20 protein-coding genes are annotated in these 19,699 nt (G+C 62.9%); 16 read left to right on the top strand and 4 right to left on the bottom strand.

Translation table 11 applies throughout. The features are described 5' to 3' along the window. Window positions 1–166: 166 nt before the first annotated feature. The 7 genes from AC1D1L_RS13315 to AC1D1L_RS13285 all read left to right on the top strand — a co-directional run bounded on the left by AC1D1L_RS13315 (window position 167) and on the right by AC1D1L_RS13285 (window position 6,521). Window positions 167–388 carry a twin-arginine translocase TatA/TatE family subunit gene (locus AC1D1L_RS13315; protein ID WP_023667688.1) on the top strand — a complete coding sequence of 74 codons (222 nt, stop codon included), beginning with the start codon at window positions 167–169 and terminating at the stop codon, window positions 386–388. Between the two features lie 28 nt (window positions 389–416). Then, window positions 417–1,163, top strand: coding sequence for a Sec-independent protein translocase protein TatB (gene tatB / locus AC1D1L_RS13310; protein ID WP_477341864.1), 747 nt, complete (start codon window positions 417–419; stop codon window positions 1,161–1,163). Further along, entirely contained in the window at window positions 1,160–2,035 is an 876-nt protein-coding gene (gene tatC / locus AC1D1L_RS13305) for a twin-arginine translocase subunit TatC (protein ID WP_477341862.1), read from the top strand. Before tatB ends, tatC begins: the two co-directional genes overlap by 4 nt. Window positions 2,036–2,151: 116 nt before the next feature. Continuing rightward, window positions 2,152–3,456 (top strand): serine--tRNA ligase, encoded by a 1,305-nt coding sequence (gene serS, locus AC1D1L_RS13300; RefSeq protein WP_477341860.1) that lies wholly within the window; start codon window positions 2,152–2,154, stop codon window positions 3,454–3,456. After that, window positions 3,456–4,217: a 5'/3'-nucleotidase SurE gene (gene surE, locus AC1D1L_RS13295; RefSeq protein WP_112564779.1), complete on the top strand. Its 762-nt coding sequence runs from the start codon at window positions 3,456–3,458 to the stop codon at window positions 4,215–4,217. The genes serS and surE overlap by 1 nt, the downstream gene beginning before the upstream one ends. 26 nt (window positions 4,218–4,243) lie before the next feature. Beyond that, window positions 4,244–4,897, top strand: a complete 654-nt coding sequence (locus AC1D1L_RS13290; protein WP_436260353.1) for a protein-L-isoaspartate(D-aspartate) O-methyltransferase — start codon at window positions 4,244–4,246, stop codon at window positions 4,895–4,897. Between the two features lie 115 nt (window positions 4,898–5,012). Then, entirely contained in the window at window positions 5,013–6,521 is a 1,509-nt protein-coding gene (locus AC1D1L_RS13285; RefSeq protein WP_477341858.1) for a peptidoglycan DD-metalloendopeptidase family protein, read from the top strand. Between the two features lie 126 nt (window positions 6,522–6,647). Here AC1D1L_RS13285 and AC1D1L_RS13280 read toward each other — a convergent pair whose 3' ends face one another. Continuing rightward, complete coding sequence (locus AC1D1L_RS13280; RefSeq protein WP_477342186.1) at window positions 6,648–7,538, bottom strand: NAD-dependent epimerase/dehydratase family protein; 891 nt, start codon at window positions 7,536–7,538, stop codon at window positions 6,648–6,650. A 111-nt stretch (window positions 7,539–7,649) separates the two neighbouring features. On the opposite strand from AC1D1L_RS13280, the gene AC1D1L_RS13275 reads away from it, so the two are divergent. After that, on the top strand, window positions 7,650–8,465 hold the full coding sequence (locus AC1D1L_RS13275; RefSeq protein WP_477341856.1) for a helix-turn-helix domain-containing protein: 816 nt from the start codon (window positions 7,650–7,652) through the stop codon (window positions 8,463–8,465). 38 nt (window positions 8,466–8,503) lie between these two features. Here AC1D1L_RS13275 and AC1D1L_RS13270 read toward each other — a convergent pair whose 3' ends face one another. Beyond that, window positions 8,504–9,379, bottom strand: coding sequence for an ATP-binding protein (locus AC1D1L_RS13270; protein WP_477341854.1), 876 nt, complete (start codon window positions 9,377–9,379; stop codon window positions 8,504–8,506). Window positions 9,380–9,650: 271 nt separating this feature from the next. Between AC1D1L_RS13270 and yajC the strand changes: the two genes are divergently transcribed. The 7 genes from yajC to AC1D1L_RS13235 all read left to right on the top strand — a co-directional run bounded on the left by yajC (window position 9,651) and on the right by AC1D1L_RS13235 (window position 16,604). Next, a complete protein-coding gene (yajC, locus tag AC1D1L_RS13265) occupies window positions 9,651–9,998 on the top strand; it encodes a preprotein translocase subunit YajC (protein ID WP_112564772.1) in 348 nt (115 codons plus the stop codon). A gap of 55 nt (window positions 9,999–10,053) precedes the next feature. Then, a complete protein-coding gene (locus AC1D1L_RS13260; protein WP_477341852.1) occupies window positions 10,054–11,154 on the top strand; it encodes a SecDF P1 head subdomain-containing protein in 1,101 nt (366 codons plus the stop codon). A gap of 185 nt (window positions 11,155–11,339) precedes the next feature. Beyond that, window positions 11,340–13,889, top strand: a complete 2,550-nt coding sequence (secDF, locus tag AC1D1L_RS13255) for a protein translocase subunit SecDF (RefSeq protein ID WP_352588620.1) — start codon at window positions 11,340–11,342, stop codon at window positions 13,887–13,889. Between the two features lie 11 nt (window positions 13,890–13,900). Then, on the top strand, window positions 13,901–14,290 hold the full coding sequence (locus tag AC1D1L_RS13250; RefSeq protein WP_112564768.1) for an Mth938-like domain-containing protein: 390 nt from the start codon (window positions 13,901–13,903) through the stop codon (window positions 14,288–14,290). A gap of 25 nt (window positions 14,291–14,315) precedes the next feature. Then, window positions 14,316–15,137, top strand: coding sequence for a phytoene/squalene synthase family protein (locus AC1D1L_RS13245; RefSeq protein ID WP_477342184.1), 822 nt, complete (start codon window positions 14,316–14,318; stop codon window positions 15,135–15,137). 82 nt (window positions 15,138–15,219) lie between these two features. Then, window positions 15,220–15,654, top strand: a complete 435-nt coding sequence (locus AC1D1L_RS13240; protein ID WP_477341849.1) for a hypothetical protein — start codon at window positions 15,220–15,222, stop codon at window positions 15,652–15,654. Then, window positions 15,654–16,604 (top strand): sterol desaturase family protein, encoded by a 951-nt coding sequence (locus AC1D1L_RS13235; protein ID WP_477341847.1) that lies wholly within the window; start codon window positions 15,654–15,656, stop codon window positions 16,602–16,604. Before AC1D1L_RS13240 ends, AC1D1L_RS13235 begins: the two co-directional genes overlap by 1 nt. 3 nt (window positions 16,605–16,607) lie before the next feature. Here AC1D1L_RS13235 and trmFO read toward each other — a convergent pair whose 3' ends face one another. Then, a complete protein-coding gene (gene trmFO, locus AC1D1L_RS13230; RefSeq protein ID WP_477341845.1) occupies window positions 16,608–18,026 on the bottom strand; it encodes a methylenetetrahydrofolate--tRNA-(uracil(54)-C(5))-methyltransferase (FADH(2)-oxidizing) TrmFO in 1,419 nt (472 codons plus the stop codon). 168 nt (window positions 18,027–18,194) lie between these two features. On the opposite strand from trmFO, the gene AC1D1L_RS13225 reads away from it, so the two are divergent. Further along, window positions 18,195–18,683, top strand: coding sequence for an RrF2 family transcriptional regulator (locus AC1D1L_RS13225; RefSeq protein ID WP_477341843.1), 489 nt, complete (start codon window positions 18,195–18,197; stop codon window positions 18,681–18,683). Here AC1D1L_RS13225 and AC1D1L_RS13220 read toward each other — a convergent pair. After that, window positions 18,666–19,682, bottom strand: a complete 1,017-nt coding sequence (locus tag AC1D1L_RS13220) for a mechanosensitive ion channel family protein (RefSeq protein WP_477341841.1) — start codon at window positions 19,680–19,682, stop codon at window positions 18,666–18,668. The genes AC1D1L_RS13225 and AC1D1L_RS13220 overlap by 18 nt on opposite strands. Between the last annotated feature and the right edge of the window lie 17 nt (window positions 19,683–19,699).

Raw genomic sequence — 19,699 nt, 5'->3', positions numbered from 1 at the left:
TCAAAAGCCGCTTTCCAGATGTAGATGCGCCGATTGGTAGCGGGCAGCTTTGCCGAAAATGCGTGACATAAGCCGCGCCTTCATAAACTTTGTCGCGGTTGTGTTTGAATCCCAACGCGAAAACGCATAGATCATCGCCAGGGAAAACATTCGAGAGAGAGTTACAATGGGTTCATTTTCGATTTGGCACTGGATGATCGTGCTGGTGATCGTGCTGCTGGTGTTCGGCCGCGGCAAGATTCCCGAGCTGATGGGCGACATGGCCAAGGGCATCAAGAGCTTCAAGAAGGGCATGGCCGACGACGACACCGCCGATGACAAGCGCACCGTCGAGCACCGCCCCGACGAGACCGTTTCGGCAGTGAAGGAAAAGGCCAGCAAGAGCTAGCCCAAGGTTCTAGTCGGAACAGATTGCCATGTTTGAAGTCGGCTGGACCGAAATGCTGGTGATCGCGATCGTCATGATCGTGGTCGTCGGGCCCAAGGATTTGCCAAATATGCTGCGCACCTTTGGCCGCACGACGGCGAAGCTGCGCGCGATGGCCGCCGACTTCCAGAAGCAGTTCAACGAGGCGCTGAAGGAAGCCGAACTCGACGACGTCAAGAAGTCGGTCGATACGCTGCGAAGCCTCAATCCGGCAGCCGAGATCCGCAAGCAGCTCAATCCGTTCGAACAGGCGGCAGCCGATGTGCGCTCCGGCGTCGATGCGGTGATGAAGCCGAAGCCCGCCGTCGATCCCTCAACGCCGGCGGCGGAGACGCCGCAAGCAGCCGAGCCGCTCAAGAACGGCGCCACGGTGATGCCCGGTGTGAGCGCTCCGGACGCTGCCCCGCCAGCGCCGATCTTCCCGGCCATGACCGACGAGTCCGTGGTAACAGCGGCCGCTGCAACGACAGCGCCGCAAAATGCGCCTGCAAAGAAGGCCGCGGCACCGAAGCAAGCGAACGCTCCGGCACCCAAGACAGCGGCAACCAAGGCAGCACCGGCAAAGTCGGCACCAGCCGCCAAAGCTTCGGCCAAGGCGTCAGCAGCGCCCGCCAAGGTGGCACCGGCAAAAGCCAGTAAATCAGCTGCTGCACCAAAGGCAGCGACAAAGGCTGACCCGAAGCCTGCGCCGGCCAAAAAGCCTGCGCCTAAGAAGACGGCGGGAGCCGCCAAGTGAGCATTGCGGACAGCGAAAAGGACGAGATCGAGAAGTCGTCGGCTCCGCTGATGGAGCATCTGATCGAACTGCGGCGGCGGCTGATCTGGTCGATCGGCGGCTTCTTCGCCGCTTTCCTCGTCTGCTTCTTCTTCGCCAAGAAGCTGTTCAACCTTTTGGTCATCCCGTTCAAATGGGCGACGCAATGGGCTGGGCTCGATCCGCACAAGGTCGAGCTGATCTACACGGCGCCGCAGGAATTCTTCTTCACGCAGGTCAAGCTCGCCATGTTCGGCGGCATGGTGATCGCCTTTCCGCTGATCGCCACCCAGATCTACAAATTCATCGCGCCCGGCCTCTACAAGAACGAACGCAACGCCTTCCTGCCGTTCCTGATCGCTTCGCCGATCCTGTTCCTGATGGGCGCGTCGCTGGTCTATTTCTTCTTCACGCCGATGGTGATGTGGTTCTTCCTCGCCATGCAGCAGGCCGGCACCGACGACCAGGTTCAGATTTCGCTGCTGCCGAAAGTGTCGGAATATCTCAGCCTGATCATGACGCTGATCTTCTCCTTCGGCCTGGTGTTCCAGCTGCCGGTGGTGACCAGCCTGATGACGCGCGTCGGCATGCTGTCGTCGAAGGCGCTGGCCGAAAAGCGCAAATGGGCGATCGTCATCGCCTTCGTCGTCGCGGCCGTGCTGACGCCGCCCGATCCGATGAGCCAGATCGGTTTGGCCATCCCGACCATCCTGCTTTACGAAGTCTCGATCTGGGCGGCCCGGTTCATCGAGCGCGATCAGGTCAAGCAGAAGCTGGCGCGCGAGAAGCAGGAAGCTGCCGAAGCCGTGGCCGAAAAGGCAGCGAAAGCGTCCTCGACGCAGGCTCCCTCCTAGCCGCACCGTTCTGGTGTCCGCGTCTGCGGAAAAACGCGACGGTCGCTGAACGCTCGTCTTGCATCGGTCAAGGATGCGGTTTACGCCCTCTGGCCTAGCTCAGGAGCGTACTACCCATGCTTGACATCAAATGGATTCGCGACAACCCGAAGGCCCTTGTCGAGGCGCTGGCAAAGCGTTCGTGGTCGGCTGACGAGGCGCAGTCCACGGTCGATGATCTGATTGCCAGGGACGAGGCGCGTCGCGAGCACGTCACCGAATTGCAGACCAAGCAGGAGCGCCGCAACGCCGCCTCGAAGGAGATCGGCAACGCCATGCGCTCGGGCGACGCAGCCCTTGCCGAAAAGCTCAAGGCCGAAGTCGGCGACATCAAGACCTTCATCCAGAATGGCGAGGCGCGCGAGCGCGAACTCGACAAGGCGCTGAACGATGCGCTGGCGGTGCTGCCTAACGTGCCGCTCGATGACGTTCCGGTCGGCAAGGACGAGCACGACAATGTCGTCAAACACATTGTCGGCAAGGTGCCGACGCGGCCGAACTGGGTGAAGGAGCATTTCGAGATCGGCGAAGCGCTCGGCATGATGGATTTCGAGCGGGCGGCAAAGCTGTCGGGGTCGCGCTTCACCGTGCTGAAGAGCGGGCTGGCACGCATGGAGCGCGCCATCGGCCAGTTCATGCTCGATTTGCACACGACCGAGCACGGTTATGAGGAAATCATCCCGCCGCTGATGGTCAAGGACGAGGTCCTGTTCGGCACCAACCAGTTGCCGAAATTCGAGGACGATCTGTTCTTCACGCCGCATGGCGACGGCCGGCTGGGCCTGATTCCGACCGCCGAAGTGCCGCTCACCAATCTGGTGCGCGAGGAGATCACGGCGCATGAGAAACTGCCGTTGCGCTATACCGCGCTGACGCCGTGCTTCCGCTCGGAAGCCGGCTCGGCCGGGCGTGACACACGCGGCATGCTGCGCCAGCACCAGTTCTACAAGGTCGAGCTGGTCTCGATCACCGACCAGGAGTCTTCGCTGGCCGAGCATGAGCGGATGACGCAATGCGCCGAGGAAGTGCTGAAGCGGCTCGGCCTGCCGTTCCGCACCATGACGCTGTGCACCGGCGACATGGGCTTTGGCGCACGCAAGACCTACGACATCGAGGTCTGGCTGCCCGGCCAGAACGCCTATCGCGAAATCTCGTCCTGCTCGGTGTGCGGCGATTTCCAGGCGCGCCGCATGGACGCCCGCTACAAGGACAAGGACGGCAAGGGCAACCGCTTCGTCCATACGCTCAACGGTTCGGGAACCGCAGTTGGCCGCGCGCTCATAGCTGTCATCGAAAACTACCAGAATGAGGATGGCAGCGTAACGATTCCTGAAGTGCTGCGGCCTTATATGGGCGGTCTGGCGAAGATCGAATCGAAATAATGCGCATTCTTCTGACCAATGATGACGGCATCCACGCCGAGGGCCTGGCGTCGCTCGAACGCATCGCCCGCACGCTTTCGGACGATGTCTGGGTGGTGGCGCCGGAGCAGGACCAGTCGGGCTATGCGCATTCGCTGTCGATCTCGGAGCCGCTGCGCCTGAGGAAGATCGGCGAGAAGCATTATGCCGTGCGCGGCACGCCGACCGACTGCGTTATCATGGGCGTCAAGAAGATCCTGCCCGGCGCGCCCGACCTGATCCTGTCCGGCGTCAATTCCGGCGCCAACATCGCCGACGACGTCACCTATTCCGGCACGGTCGCCGGCGCCATGGAAGGCGCGCTGCTCGGCATCCGCTCGATCGCGCTCAGCCAGGGCTATTCCTATGTCGGCGAGGATCGCGTCGTTCCCTACGAGACCACCGAGACGTTGGCTCCGGCGCTGCTGAAGAAGCTGATCGCCATGCCGCTGCCCGACGGCGTGCTGCTCAACGTCAATTTTCCCAACTGCCTGCCTGACGAGGTCACCGGCACCGTGGTCACCTCGCAAGGCAAGCTGGTGCACAGCCTGTGGGTCGACGAGCGCCGGGACGGGCGCGGCCTGCCTTATTACTGGCTGCGCTTCGGCCGCGAGCCGGTCGAAGGCAAGCAAGGCACCGATCTCCATGCCCTGCGCAACAGGCTGGTGTCGGTGACGCCGCTGCAACTCGACCTCACCGCGCATGAAATCCGCGATCAACTGACCAAGGCTCTGTCTGATTAAGGTTTTGGCATGAACAAGGTTTTTGCATGAACTTGCCGCTAGACGACCGCGAGGGTTTTGCCGCTTTCCTGCTGCGCCTGCGTGGCCGCGGCGCGGTGCCGAAGGCGTTGATCGCCGCCTTTGAAGCGACGCCACGGCGCGGCTTCCTCAACGGCCAATACCATTCCATCGCCTGGTCGGACGGCATGCTGCCGATCGAATGCGGCGAGGCGATCGAAGGCGCCGATCTGCAGGCGGCGGTGATCGCATCGTTGGCAATAGAGCCCGGCAACCGTGTGCTCGAGATCGGCACGGGGTCGGGCTACACGGCGGCGGTGATGTCGCGGCTGGCGGCGCGGGTCGTCAGCATAGACCGCTACAAGACGCTGGCCGAGCAGGCGAGGCAACGTTTCGAGGCGCTCGGCATCGGCAATGTCGTCGTGCGCCAGGCGGACGGTTCGAATGGGCTTGCCAATGAAGGGCCGTTCGACCGCATCGTCGCCTGGGCGGCATTCGACAGCTTGCCGCGCTTCCTGCTCGACCAGTTGTCGTCCGGCGGCATCGTCATTGCGCCGATCGGACCGGAAGAGGGCGAGCAGGTGCTGGCCAAGCTGACCAAGGTCGGCAGCCGTTTCGAGCGCGAGGATATCGGAACCGTGCGCCTGCAGCCGATCCTGCGCAGCGTGGCGGCCGTCATCTAGCAGCACGCTCGAATATTTTAAGAAAATTTGCGCCGGATTCTAATGGGTTAACCCGCCAGTAACATTAACGCGCTTTAATCATGACCAGTGTGTACCGGGTCTGCGGGTTAGTGCGATGCAATTCAGTGTTTTGAAGGCAAACGGGCGTACTCTGTCGCGGGGCTGCGCTGTTCTCATGCTAGCCGGCGTGGCGGCGGGGTGTAGCTCCCAGGCCTCGCGATTCAACGGTGTCGACGACGTCTTCACCTCCTCGACCAACAATCAGCGCGCCATCATCGACAAGCAGAGCACCGCACAGCCCTATCCGGGCGACGTGGCGGCCGAGCCGATCGCCGCCGCGCCGATCGATGGCAGCCATAGCCAGTCGGTCAGCCGCTCCAGCCTGGAGCCGGTCACCGTCCAGCAACTGCCGCCGCCAAGCCAGCCGGCGGCGGCGCCGATGCGCACCGCTTCCGCGCCGGCACTTGGACCGGCACCGCATGTCGACAGGACGACGACGACCGGCACTGTCCAGGCGGCTAGGCCGTTCAAGAATGCTGATGAGCCTTACGCGCCGAAGCCGGCCGCCGGCACGCCGCATGCCACCGAGATCGTCGTCAGGGATGGCGAGACCATTTCCGGCATCGCCCAGCGCTATCACGTGCCGGCCGATGTGATCATGAAGGTCAACGGCTTAAGCGCCACCAAGGGGCTCAAGACCGGCCAGAAGCTGGTCATCCCGGCCTATGCCTATTCGAGCAAGGGGACCGAGCCGAAAGTTGCCGATGGCAAGCCGGCGAACGGCCCCAAGGCGCCGGCGCCGGAGAAGGTCGCCGTGCTGCCGCAGCAGCCGAAACTCAAGGACGGCAAATCCGCCGCGCAGGTCGACGCCTCGGCCGCCGCGAACAAGCCGACGACCGACAAACCGGCGCAGCAGACGGCTGCGGCCACGCCCAAGGCGGGTGCCGGAACCTATACCGTGCAGTCGGGCGACACCATGTCCTCCATCGCCAGGAAGACCGGCGTCGGCGTCGTCGCGCTGAAGCAGGCCAACGGCATGCAGGACGGTCTGCTCAAGATCGGCCAGACGCTGAAGGTTCCGGCCGGCGGCACGGCAACGGTCGCCAGCGCCAAGCCGGCAAAGGTCGATCCGGTGACGACGGCCACCACCCAGCCGGCGGCAAAGCCGACGGAGACGCTCGCCACCTACACGCCGCCGAAGAAGGACGCCAAGGTCATCCAGCAGGCCGAGGACGACGACGCTGTCGCGCCGGATGCCACCGGCATCGGCAAGATGCGCTGGCCGGTGCGTGGCCGCGTCATCTCCAATTTTGGTGGCGGCAAGGACGGTGTTGACATCGCGGTGCCGGAGGGGACGCCGGTCAAGGCGGCCGAGAATGGCGTCGTCATCTATGCCGGCGACGGCCTCAAGGAATTCGGCAACACGGTGCTGGTGCGCCACGAAAACGGGCTGGTCACCGTCTACGGCCACGCCAGTTCGATCGAGGTGCAGCGCGGCCAGAAGGTCAAGCGCGGCCAGGAAATCGCGCTGTCGGGCATGAGCGGCACCACCGACTCGCCGAAACTGCACTTCGAAGTGCGCAAGAACTCCGCTCCGGTCGATCCGTCCGGCTATCTCGAATAGTCGGGCTGTCTCGAATAGAACAATAAACGATTGCAGGCCGTCTGACCTCCAGTCCGGCCCGCCGGCTCAGCCCGCTCCGCAAGGGGCGGGCTTTTTCAGTTGCGGAAGATTGCCTGACGACCGGACTTAAAGATAATCCTGGAGGGTGTCGGCGATCATCTCCTTGAGGCTGCTGGCCTTAACGCCCAGAAGCGTCTCCGCGTCGGAGGAATCAATCAGCAAGGGGGTCTCGAAGAGGTACCTCATCTCGATCAGCTCATGCATGCCGAGCGCTTCCATCTCGGGGATAGAGTAGGAGTGCGTCTCGGCAATATCCCGGCCAAGCATCGCCGCGGTTTTGCGGATAAGCTCGTTGGGCGAGGCGTATTGCGAGGGGACATGAAACGCCCGTCCCCATTCGCCGGTGTAGCGGGAGGCGGCGACGAGCGTCCTGGCGACGTCCTTGGTGAAGCTCCAGGCATGAGTGGCGTCGAGGTCACCAATGAAAGCGGTTGGCTTGCTCTCGATGATGGAGGGCAGCGCGATCAGCGAGAAGTAGCTGATCGCGCCGTGCCCGAGATAGTCGCTGGACCGGATTTCGATCGCCGGCACGCTGGCGCGGGCCGCCCGCTGCCACATGATCGTCCTGGCGGTTCCCTTCTTCGAATTCGGGTCCAGCGGCATGTCGGAGCGCAGCGGGTTTTCGCCATTCCTGCCGTAACCATAGAGGTTTCCAAGCACGATGAGCTTGGCGCCTACTGCTTCCGCGGCGCGCACGGTGCCGTCGATTATGGGGAAAAAGTCTGTTGGCCAGCGATGATATGTGGCCATGGCACACATGAAAACGGCATCGGCGCCCTGGCACACACGCGACAGCGCCGAGGCGTCCGTGGCGTCGGCCTGTATCGACCGCACATTCCGCAACACGTTCGAACCGATACTTCGGCTGGTCAGGATGACATCATGGCCTTCCTCGCCAAGAAGGCGAGCCGTCTCGCGACCAACCGGGCCCGCGCCGACAACAACATACGAACTCATCGCAACCTCTCTTCCGTATTTAAAGGAGAGGCGGGAGTACAGGTTCGCGGCGTTGAAAATCGCGCGGGAATTGCCAAATCTTGAACAGGTTTCGCCATGAATCGAGAGAGCATGCTTCCGCAATTCGCTCCGGCCTCGTCCGACGTCACGATGGTTTGCCGGCATATCGAGGCAGGCGTCCATCGGCTGCCCCGGGCGGCGCACCATCGCATCATGGTGCATGCAAGCGCGGCGACGCGTTCCTACTGCAATCAGGCCGGGCGATACTTCGTCAGGCGCGCCGGCGACATCGACCTTGTGCCGGCCGGCGAGGAGGGCGGTTTCGAGGCCGAAACCCCGTTCGACACGATGGAGATCGTCTTGCAGCCGGCCTTGATGGAAAGGGTCGCCGCGGAACTTGGCGGCAAGGCGCGAGCATCGCGGCTGGACACACGACATTTGCTGCGTGACCAGCGGATCGAGCATCTGGCTCAAGCGCTGCAGAGCGATCTCGCCGCAGGCGCGCCGAGTGGCCCTTTGTTTGCGGAAAGCATCGGCGCCGCGCTTGCGGTGAGGCTGCTCGGCCTCGATGGCCCTGACATGGTTCGAGCGAACCGGTTGTCTGACGCCCAGCTCAAACGTGTCCTCGAACACATCGAGGCCGCTCTCGACGAGCCGCTTTCGATCGATCGCTTGAGCCGGGTGGCCGGCGCGAGCAGTTCGCATCTGCGCACATGGTTCAAGGCGGCGATGGGCGTCACCTTGCATCGCTATGTGTTGCGACGCCGCGTGGAAAGGGCGTGTGTCCTGCTGCGGCGCGGCGATCTCAGCACGAGCGAGATAGCGGCGTTGACCGGCTTCGCGCACCAATCACACCTGGCGCACTGGATGCGGCGCGAGATCGGCCAAACGCCGCGTGACGTGCGACGGGTGGCGCCGCCGAAATAACCTGTCGTTGGTTTGCGTCGGCGGCGCAATCCAACTCATCAATCGTTGAGCGGCTTGCCGAGGCGGCCGGCTAGGTCCTGGGTGAACTGCCAGGCGACGCGGCCCGAGCGGCTGCCGCGCGTCGTTGCCCATTCGAGTGCTTCGGCGCGCAACTGCTCCGGGTCGATCTCCAGCCCGTGATGGCTGGCATAGCCGTTGACCATGTCGAGATATTCGTCCTGCGAACATTTGTGGAAGCCGAGCCACAGGCCGAAACGATCGGACAGCGAAACCTTTTCCTCGACAGCCTCGGACGGGTTGATGGCCGTCGAGCGCTCATTGTCGATCATGTCGCGCGGCAGCAGGTGCCGGCGGTTCGACGTGGCATAGAAGATGACATTGGCCGGGCGGCCCTCGACGCCGCCTTCAAGGGCTGCCTTCAGCGACTTGTAGGAAGTGTCGTCATGGTCGAACGACAGATCGTCGCAAAACAGGATGATGCGGAAGGGCGCCGCCTTCAACTGGCCCATCAGCCTGGGCAGCGTGTCGATGTCCTCGCGGTGGATCTCGATCAGTTTCAGCGGCAGGTCGGATTTGGCTTTGGCGTTGATCTCGGCATGCACGGCCTTGACCAGCGATGACTTGCCCATGCCGCGCGCGCCCCACAGCAGCACGTTGTTGGCGGCGTGGCCGGCGGCGAAGCGCTCGGTGTTTTCGACCAGAATGTCCCGCACGCGGTCGACGCCGCGGATCAGGCCGATGTCGACGCGATTGACCTTGCGCACCGGTTCGAGATAGCCGGGATCGGCCTGCCAGACGAAGCAATCGGCCACGGCAAGATCGGTCTGCGGCACCGGCGGCGGGGCGAGGCGGGTGACAGCCTCGATCAGGCGGTCGAGCTTTTGGTTCAGGGCCTCGATGGTGCTGTCGGTCATGTCTCGGTCTTTTGTTGTTCTGCGAACGTGCGTAGCGGGCGGAAATCGTCCTGGTCCGGGCGAGATAGGAACTGGTTCCAAGCTTTTGTTTGAGCGTGATCTTTTGTGCAAACCACGCCCGTTATCCGGGAGCATGCTCTAACACGGGTCACCGGGCTGGAAAAGCAGCCGAAAGCCGGGCCGTCCAGTTGCATTGGCAACTTTACCCACTATATTCCGGCCAAATTTGGCGAGGCCGCCTTATGGCCTTCTTCGTAACCAGGAGTTCTTGATGTTCGTCACACCGGCATACGCCCAAGCCACCGGAACTCCGCTTGGCCCGTTCGGGGATATCGGCATGATACTCCCGTTCGTGCTGATCTTCGTAATCATGTATTTCCTCATCATCCGGCCGCAGCGCGCGCAGCTGAAGAAGCGCCAGGAGATGCTCTCGGCGGTGCGCCGTGGCGACACGGTCATCACCGGCGGCGGCTTCGTCGGCAAGGTGACCAAGGTGATCGACGACCATGAGCTCGAGATCGACCTTGGCGGCGGCACCAAGGTGACGGCACTGCGCTCGACGATCGCCGATGTGCGGGTCAAGGGCGAGCCGGTGGCCAACCAGAACGCGAAGAAGTAAGTCCAGAACAGAACCGGATTTTAGGGCAGGGTAAACCAGCAACGGGCAACGCCATATGCGGTTTTCGCGCCTTACGAAGATCCTGATCTGGCTGGCGGTTGCGGTCGTGGTGGTGTTCGGCGTGCTGCTCGGCGCGCGCTCCCTGAAGCCGGACGGCACGCTCGACGATCTTCTTGCCTGGCTGCCTAATCGGCACGCGAGCTTCGAGCAGCTGGGCGGCTCGCAGTTGCTGCTCGAGGTGGACAAGGACGATCTGATCAAGTCTCGTCTCGAGACGGTGCTTGCCGACATTCGCACGCTGCTGCGCGACGCTCGAGTTGGCTATAAGGGGCTTGGTCAGTCGGGCCGCGAGGCACATCTCGAGATTAGAGATCCAGCACAAGTCGATGCCGCCAAGAAAGCCCTGAAGATATTTACCGATCCGGTCGCCGGGGATAATCCGGTCAAGCAGATGCTGCTTGATGAGCCGGAACCAGGACTGCTCAGGTTCACGCTGACGGATGACGGTTTGAAGCTGCGGTCGTCGATGGCGCTGGCGCAATCGCTGGAAGTCGTCGAACGCCGGGTCAGCGACGGCATCGGTGTCGAACCGATCGTAAAGCCGCAAGGCAATGACCGCATCCTTGTTCAGGTGCCCGGCTTGCAGACGCCAGCTCGGCTTACCGACATTCTGGGGCAGCCCGGCAATTTGACCTTGCAGATGGTCGATACGACGATGCCGGTACAGGACGCCATCAATGGCCGTCCGCCGGCAGGGTCCTCCGTGCTTTATTCGCAGGACGATCCGCCGGTTCCGTATCTGGTCGAAAATCGCGTCATTGTTTCCGGCGACAGCGTCGTCAATGCCCAGGCAACCTACAACTCGGCCATGAACGAGCCGGTTGTATCGTTCGCCTTCGACGCCAAGGGTAAGACGCGTTTTGCCCAGGCGACCTCACAGAATGTCGGCAGACCCTTTGCAATAATCCTCGACGATCGCGTGATTTCGGCGCCCATCATCCGCGAGCCGATCCTGGGTGGTACCGGCCAGATATCGGGCAACTTCACCAAGGAGAGCGCCGACGACCTTGCTCTACTCCTGCGTTCGGGCCCGATGCCGGCAAAGCTGAAAATAGTCGACGTGCGCACGATAGCGCCCGGCGGCGTTCAGAATTAGAATGGAAACCGACAGAGGCGATTGACGCTGAAACCGCTGCCAACGGCAGCGCCGAATTGACCTTAGCGCGCTCGACAATCGACGATGTGCAGGGTAAGGGCGAGCCGGTGGCAAATAACAACGCCAAGAAATAACCGAATTGTCGGCGGAACGATCCGCCAGTATGCCCTGACGGACGACGCCATATGCTGTATTTTTCGCGCCTGAAGATGATCCTGATCTGGCTGGCCGTGGCCGCCACGTTCATCCTTGCCGCGCCCAACCTTTTCCCCGCCAGCACATTGGCGCAACTGCCAAGCTGGGTGCCGAAGCGGCAGATGACGCTGGGTCTCGACCTGCAGGGCGGCTCGCATATCCTCTTGCAGATGGACCAGAACGATCTGGTCAAGGCGCAGCTGGAGACGACGCGCGACGAAATCCGCACGCTGCTGCGCGACGCCAAGGTGGGCTATACCGGCCTTGGCGGCACCGGCAGGACCGTGCAGGTGCGCATCACCGACCCAAATCAGATCGACGCCGCGAAGAAGGCGCTGAAGCCGCTGACCGATCCGGTCGCTGCCGGCCTGTTCACCGGCGGCTCCATCCAGGAAATGTCGCTGGATGATTCCGAAGCCGGCCTGTTGAAATTCACCGTCACCGACGCCGGCATCAAATACCGCACCTCGGCCGCACTGGCGCAGTCGATCGAAGTCGTCGAGCGCCGCGTCAACGAACTCGGCACCACCGAGCCGATCGTGCAGCGGCAGGGCGACGACCGTGTGCTGGTCCAGGTGCCCGGCCTGCAGGATCCGCAAAGGCTGAAGGAGATCATCGGCCAGACCGCCAAGATGACCTTCCAGATGGTCGACACCTCGATGTCGGTGCAGGATGCGCTGAATGGCCGCCCGCCGGCAGGCTCCTCGGTGCTTTACTCGCAGGATGATCCGCCGGTTCCTTATCTGGTCGAAAACCGCGTCATCGTTTCCGGCGAAGATCTCGCCAAGGCGACGGCAACCTACAACTCGCAGACCAACGAGCCGGTGGTTTCGTTCACCTTCAACTCGCGCGGCGCGACCCGGTTCGGCCAGGCGACCCAGCAGAATGTCGGCAAGCCATTCGCCATCATCCTCGACAATCAGGTAATCTCGGCGCCGGTCATTCGCGAGCCGATCCTTGGTGGCAGCGGCCAGATTTCGGGCAATTTCACCGCCGAGAGCGCCAATGATCTCGCCGTGCTGCTGCGCGCCGGCGCGCTGCCGGCAAAGCTGACCGTGATCGAAGAACGCACGGTGGGCCCGGGCCTTGGCCAGGATTCGATCCATGCCGGCAAGGTCGCCGGCATTATCGGCTCCATCCTTGTCGTCGCCTTCATGTTCGTCGCCTACGGCTTCCTCGGCTTCCTCGCCAACATTGCGCTTGCCGTGCACGTGGCGATGATCGTCGGTCTGTTGTCGTTGCTTGGTGCGACGCTGACCTTGCCCGGCATTGCCGGTATCGTGCTGACCATCGGCATGGCGGTCGATTCCAACGTGCTGATTTATGAGCGCATCCGTGAGGAGCGACGGCTTGGCCGCTCCGTGATCCAGGCGATCGATACCGGCTTCTCGAAGGCGTTGGCGACCATCGTCGATTCCAACGTGACGTCGCTGATCGCCACCGTGGTGCTGTTTTATCTCGGCACCGGCCCGGTCAAGGGCTTCGCCATCACCTACGCCATCGGCATCCTGACCACGGTGTTCACCGCCTTCACCTTCACCCGTCTGCTGGTGTCGATCTGGCTGCGCCGCGCGCGCCCGAAGGAATTGCCGCGTGCGCCGGTGACCTTCATTCCGCCGGGCACAAAAATCCCGTTTATGGGCATCCGCCGCTGGACCTTCGCGCTGTCCAGCCTGCTGTCGGTCCTGTCGGTTATTGGATTCCTGACCATCGACATCAATTACGGCATCGATTTCAAGGGCGGCTCGATCATCGAGGTGCAGTCCAAGCAAGGCGACGCCGATATCGGCGATATCAGAAGCCGGCTGTCGGAGCTCAACATCGGTGAAGTGCAGGTGCAGCAGTTCGGCGCCCCCAACGACGTGCTGATCCGCGTCGGCACCCAGGAGGGTGGCGAGAATGCCGAGCAGACCGTCATCGACAAGGTGCGCGGTGAGCTGCAGGATAATTATGATTTCCGCCGCGTCGAAGTGGTGGGCCCCACGGTTTCGGGCGAACTGGCCAAGCAAGGCACCATTGCCATGCTGGTCGCGCTGATAGGCATCCTGGTCTATGTCTGGTTCCGCTTCGAATGGCAGTTCGCCGTTGGCGCCATCGTGGCGACGGTGCACGATGTGGTGATGACGCTGGGCTTCTTCGTCATCACCGGGCTCGAGTTCAACCAGTCGTCGTTGGCGGCGATCCTGACCATCATCGGCTATTCGTTGAACGATACGATCGTCGTTTATGACCGCGTCCGCGAGGATCTCAGAAAATACAAAAAGATGCCGCTGCCGCAATTGCTGAACAACGCCATCAACGAGACCCTGTCGAGAACGACGCTGACCTCGGTGACGACGATCCTGGCGCTGTTGGCGCTGGTGCTGTTCGGCGGTGAAGTGATCCGGTCGTTCACCATGGCGATGCTGTTCGGCGTCGTCTTCGGCACCTATTCGTCGATCTTCATCGCAGCACCCTTGCTGATCCTGTTCAGGCTAAGGCCGCAGGCGACGGCGGACGAGGAGAAGCCGGTGGGTGGCGGCAAAGCCGTGGCGACCTGACGGCCACCCCGGTGGCAAAAGGCATCGTCATCCGCGAGGCGCATTTCCCCGGCCGCGCCCCGATCGAGGCCTATGGCAATGGCGGCTTCCGCTTCGCCGATATGTCGCATCGCGGCTCGCTGCTGTGCCTGCCCTCGGGCATCCATGGCTGGGAACCGGCCGATCCGCTGGCGCTGACGGCGGCGGATTTCAGCCTACTTTTGGCCGAGGCCGGCAAGGTCGAGATCCTGCTGGTCGGCACCGGCAAGGATTTGCGACCGTTGCCGGCGGCACTGCGCGCGGCATTGAAAGCGGCGGGCATTGCCTCCGACCCGATGTCGACGGGAGCGGCGGTGCGGACCTACAATGTGCTGCTTGCCGAAGACCGCGCCGTGGCCGCAGCCCTTATCGCCGTCGACTGACGTGACCGATACCGCCAACATCGTCATGGAGGCGGTGCGCGCCGGCGACCACGACCGCTATGTCAGCGCGCTCTATGCACCTGCCGACAAGCGCCAGGCGCTGTTTTCGCTTTACGCCTTTAATGCCGAGATCGCGTCTGTCCGCGATCGTATTCACGAGGCGCTGCCTGGCGAGGTGAGGTTGCAATGGTGGCGCGATGTCATCGCCACTGAGGCCGCAGTCTCCGGCAACCCGCTCGCCGACGCGCTGAAGGCCACGATTGCCGATCGCGGCCTGCCGAAAGCTGCCTTCGACAACATGCTCGACGCCCGCATCTTCGACCTCTATGACGATCCGATGCCGTCGCGTACCGATCTTGAAGGCTATTGTGGCGAGACGGCGGCAGCGCTGATCCAGCTTGCGGCGATGGTGCTCGATCCCATCGAGGCGCCGCGTTTTGCCGAACTGGCGGGCCGGGCGGGCTGTGCGCAGGCGATGACCGGACTTCTGCTGTTGTTGCCGCTGCATCGACGGCGCGGCCAATGCTTTGTGCCGGCCGATATTCTGGCAGCGGCGGGGTCGTCGCCTGAGGAGTTTGTCAGCGGCGATGGCGGTCCCGGTGCGGAGCGAGCGGTGGCAGCGATGATGGCATTGGCGCAGGAGCATCTCAGCGCTTTCGAGCAAGGGGCTTCGGCCGTTCCAGAGACGCTACGCCCGGCTTTTTTGCCGTTGGCCCTTACCAGAGCCTATCTCGGCAAGATGAAGGACGGCCGCCGTTCGCCTCTGGCTGGAGCGGTGCGCCTTTCGGCATTGCGCCGGCATTGGCTGTTGCTCAGACGCGCGACGCGGGGCTGGCCAGCCATTTGACGTAAACGTCAATCGTGCTAGAGATTCTTCGGCCCGAAATCGTCGCCAAAAGACGCGACCGGTCCGGAGGAGATTCCTGTTCATGAGCCTGCCTGTGCTGGTCGCACTCGTCGTTGTCGGCATCGCGCTGTCGGTGCTCGCCGTGCACTTCACCGGCGGCAGCAAGATTGCGACGCTTGCCGGTGCGGATCAGGCGCTCAGCCGGTTTGCCGATGATTTTCCGGACGAGAAAGCGGGAGCGGTGCGCCTGACGGCGGATAGCAGGACGGCGTTCCTCGATCTCGGGCAAGGGCGCTGCGGCATCGTCCACAGCGTCGGCGACTGCTTCTTGACCCGCATCGTCACGCCGCACGATGTCCCGGCCGTCGACGTCGACGAAGCCGGCGCGATCACGCTGAAGCTGGCTGACTTCACCTGGAAAGGCGGACGCTTTGCCTTCACCGACAAGGCTGACGCCAAGGCTATCGCGGCAGCGCTTTCGCCGCACATTCCGAGCCTGGCGAGGGAGGCCGCGTGATGGACGACTACAATTTCCCTGAAGTGACCCAGCTTGCCATTCCGTTCTTCGTCGCCGCCATCCTGATCGAACTCTGGCTGGTGCGGACCGGCCGCGCCAAGGGCTCGTTCGAGACGCGCGACACGCTGACCAGCCTGATGATGGGCACCGGCAATGTCGTTGCCGGCCTCCTGCTCGGCGTCGTTTCCTACTGGGCGCTGTTGTGGCTGTGGCAGTTCCGCGTCTTCAATCTCGGCCTGTCGGTATGGGTGTTCCTGGCTGCCTTCCTGCTCGATGACCTGCGCTACCATGTCTATCACCGCATCGCGCACAGGGTGCGCTGGGTGTGGGCCGAGCATGTCAATCACCATTCCAGCCAGCACTACAATCTGTCGACGGCGCTCCGGCAAAGCTGGACCGGGCTGTTCACCTTCATGTTCGTGCTGCAGGCGCCTTTGGTGCTGCTCGGATTCCACCCGGCGGTGATCGCCTTCACCTTCGGCTTCAACCTGGTCTGGCAGTTCTGGATCCACACCGAAGCGATCGGCAAGATGTGGGGCTGGTTCGAATTCATCTTCAACACGCCCTCGCACCACCGCGTCCACCACGCCACCAATCCGCGCTATCTCGACGCCAACTATGCCGGCACGCTGATCATCTGGGACCGCATGTTCGGCACCTTCGTCGAGGAGTTGGAGGAGGACCGGCCGCGCTATGGCATCGTGAAAAATCTCGGCACCTTCAATCCGCTGAAAGTGGCGTTCCACGAGTGGATAGGCATGTTCAGGGATGCCTTCGCGCCGGGACTGACGATGCGCGACCGGCTCAACTACCTGATCAAGCCGCCGGGCTGGAGCCATGACGACTCGCGCGAGACTTCAGAGAGTTTGAAGGCGGCCTATGTCAGGAGGAACCCGGGCGAGGCGGGCAAGCCGGGGCTGCCGATGGTAAGGGCTGAGCTGGCGGAGTAGGGGTTACTCCGCGGCTTCGGCCGTTTCTGGTTGCGCCGGCAATCCCAGCCACTCCCGGCAATCAGCCCGCGCACGCGACGTGATCGCGTGGCGCTTGGCAACCGTTTTGTCCTTGCCGCGCAGGCGCTTGCCTTCGGTTTTCGGCGCCTCCACCGGCGGGAACAGGCCGAAATTGACGTTCATCGGCTGGAATGAGCGTTTGCCCGGCTCATCATCGGAGACGATGTGGCCGCCGGTGATGTGGTTGAGCAATGCACCGAAGGCGGTGGTGAGTGGCGGCAGCGATGGCGCATGGCCTAGCCGCTCGGCAGCAGCGAAGCGGCCGGCGAGGAGACCTATGGCCGCGCTCTCGACATAGCCCTCGCAGCCGGTGATCTGGCCGGCGAAGCGCAGGCCGGGCCGCGACTTCAGCTGCAGCGAGGCGTCGAGCAGGGTCGGCGAGTTGATGTAGGTGTTGCGGTGCAGGCCGCCCAGCCGGGCGAAGTCGGCGTTTTCGAGCCCGGGAATGGTTCGGAACACGCGCACCTGCTCGGCATGCTTCAGCTTGGTCTGGAAACCGACCATGTTGTAGAGCGTGCCCAGCGCATTGTCCTGGCGCAGCTGCACCACCGCATAGGCTTTGACCGTCGGATTGTGCGCATTGGTCAGCCCCATCGGCTTCATCGGCCCATAGCGCAGCGTCTCGACGCCGCGCTCGGCCATGATCTCGATCGGCAGGCAGCCGTCGAAATAGGGCGTGCCTTCCCACTGCTTGAATTCGGTCTTCTGGCCGTCGACCAGCGCTTGCACGAAGGCGAGATACTGCTCCTTGTCCATCGGGCAGTTGATGTAGTCCTTGCCGGTACCACCGGGCCCGACCTTGTCGTAGCGCGACTGGAACCAGCAGGTGTCCATGTCGATGGTGTCGAAATGGATGATCGGGGCGATGGCGTCGAAGAAGGCCAATGCGTCGGCGCCTGTCGCTTCGGCGATCGACTGGGCAAGCGAAGGTGCTGTCAGCGGCCCGGTGGCGATGATTGCCTGGTCCCATTCCGCCGGCGGCAAGCCCGGCACTTCCTCGCGCTCTATGGTGATCAGCGGGTGCGCTTCGAGTTTTTTCGTAACCGCGTCGGAGAAACCGTCGCGGTCGACGGCCAGCGCGCCGCCGGCCGGCACCTGGTTGGCGTCGCCGGCGCTCATTATCAGCGAACCGGCGAGCCGCATTTCAGCATGCAGCAGGCCGACGGCGTTGTTCTCGGCATCGTCGGAGCGGAAGGAATTGGAGCAGACGAGCTCGGCCAGACCGTCGGTCTTGTGCGCATCGGTGCCGCGCACGGGGCGCATCTCATGGAGGATCACTGGCACGCCGGCTTGCGCTGCTTGCCAAGCGGCCTCGGAGCCGGCGAGGCCGCCGCCGACGATGTGGATTGGATTTTTGCTCATGAACGCCGGAATAATCGCTTGGCGCGCTGTTTGCAATTGGCCGGCTGCGAGCGTGGGCGTTGCTGTCCCTCGTAACCACTGCGCCGGCTGTCTGTTTACACAGCAGGAAAATAGGGATATTTCATATCCTTAATATAAGCTTGATTGGTATCGACCCGGAATCCATTGATGATCCTGAAAAGCCAAGTCGAATGGGCGCTGCACTGCTGCGCCATTCTCGCAGGCCTACCTGCCGGGCGTTATCTCTCGACAAAAGCGCTCGCCGAATTCCACGGCCTTCCCAAGGAGTATCTTTCCAAGGCGCTGCAAAGCCTGTCGCAGGCGGGCCTGGTCGATACGACGCTCGGTCCGTCGGGCGGATACCGGCTGGCGCGGCCGCCGGCCGAGCTGACTTTCCTGGAGATCGTCGAAGCGGTGGAGGGCAAGGCGCGAACGTTTGTGTGCACCAACATCCGCGAAAACAACCCTTGCCGTCCGCAGGGCTATTGCGAAAGCGGTCCCTGCGCGGTGTCGCGCATCATGTGGGAAGCCGACGAGGCCTGGCGGGCAAAATTGCGCAGTGTCAGGCTTTCCGATCTCACCGAAGCGCTGGCGCAGGAGATTCCGGCGGAACTTTGGAAGAACAGCTTCGAATGGGTGCTAGAGCGCGCCGGATGAGCGCATGACCGTCGCTTGCGGCTGGTCTCCCGTCGCCGGCAGCAGGATGGCATAGCTCTGCGGCGGCATAGCCAGGGAAAGACCATTCACCTCGCAATGCCGATGGACAGAGTCGATCACCTCATTCCTCGCAAGCAACCGGTCGGCCGGACCGGCCACGCAAAAGAACAGGTCCACCCCGATTGCCACCGCGTTGATGTCCTTGAGCGCGACACGCGGTGCCGGGTCCTTGACGATCCGCTCGCAGTTTCCGAGGGCCTCGCGCATAGCTCCCTCGATGACATGCGGTGCCTGCGTCCTGGCAATCCGCACGTTCACGCTGATCAGCTGTCTCTCGTCGGGACGGCTTAGATTGGTCAGGCTGAGTTTCGCCAACACGCTGTTGGGCAGGACGACAATGTTGGACGCAGCGGTAAGCAGATGCGTGGAGCGCCAGGTTGTTTCGACGATGCGTCCTTCCGTGCCGTCGCCCAGCATGATCCAGTCGCCGAGCGTGTAGGGATGCCCCAGCGTCAGCGCTATGCCGGAAAAGACGTCGCCAAGCGTGTTCTGCAGCGCAAGCCCGACGATGATGGCAACCACGCCCGACGTTGCCGCCAGCGTTGCGACGGGAACGCCGAGGACGAAACCCGTTATCGACAGCGCCACGCCGAGATAGATGACAGCGACGACCAGTTCCTGGAGCAGGCGCGCTTCTCGCGGCCGATGTTCCACGACGATATAGAGGCGCACAAAGCCGACAAGCGTCCAGGCAAGGTGTATCCACCAGAGGATGCGCGCCGACTTTGCCAGATACGCGCCCTGAAGATCGGTCTCAGCCACCCAATGCGGCAGGATTCCGCTGAGCCAGAGCACTGCAGTCATGCTGGCGAAGAACAGGATCTGGACGATCAGGCGTGCCATCGGGCGCCCACGGCCCTGGAAATACCAGACGACAATGCCGGCAAGGCCCAGCAGATTGATCAAGACCAGGGCAACGGAATGATGATTGCCGAACATGGGTCCCCGATAGGATA

It is taken from the genome of Mesorhizobium sp. P2_D6 (assembly GCF_056404315.1).
This window is presented reverse-complemented; position numbering and strand designations above follow the sequence as displayed.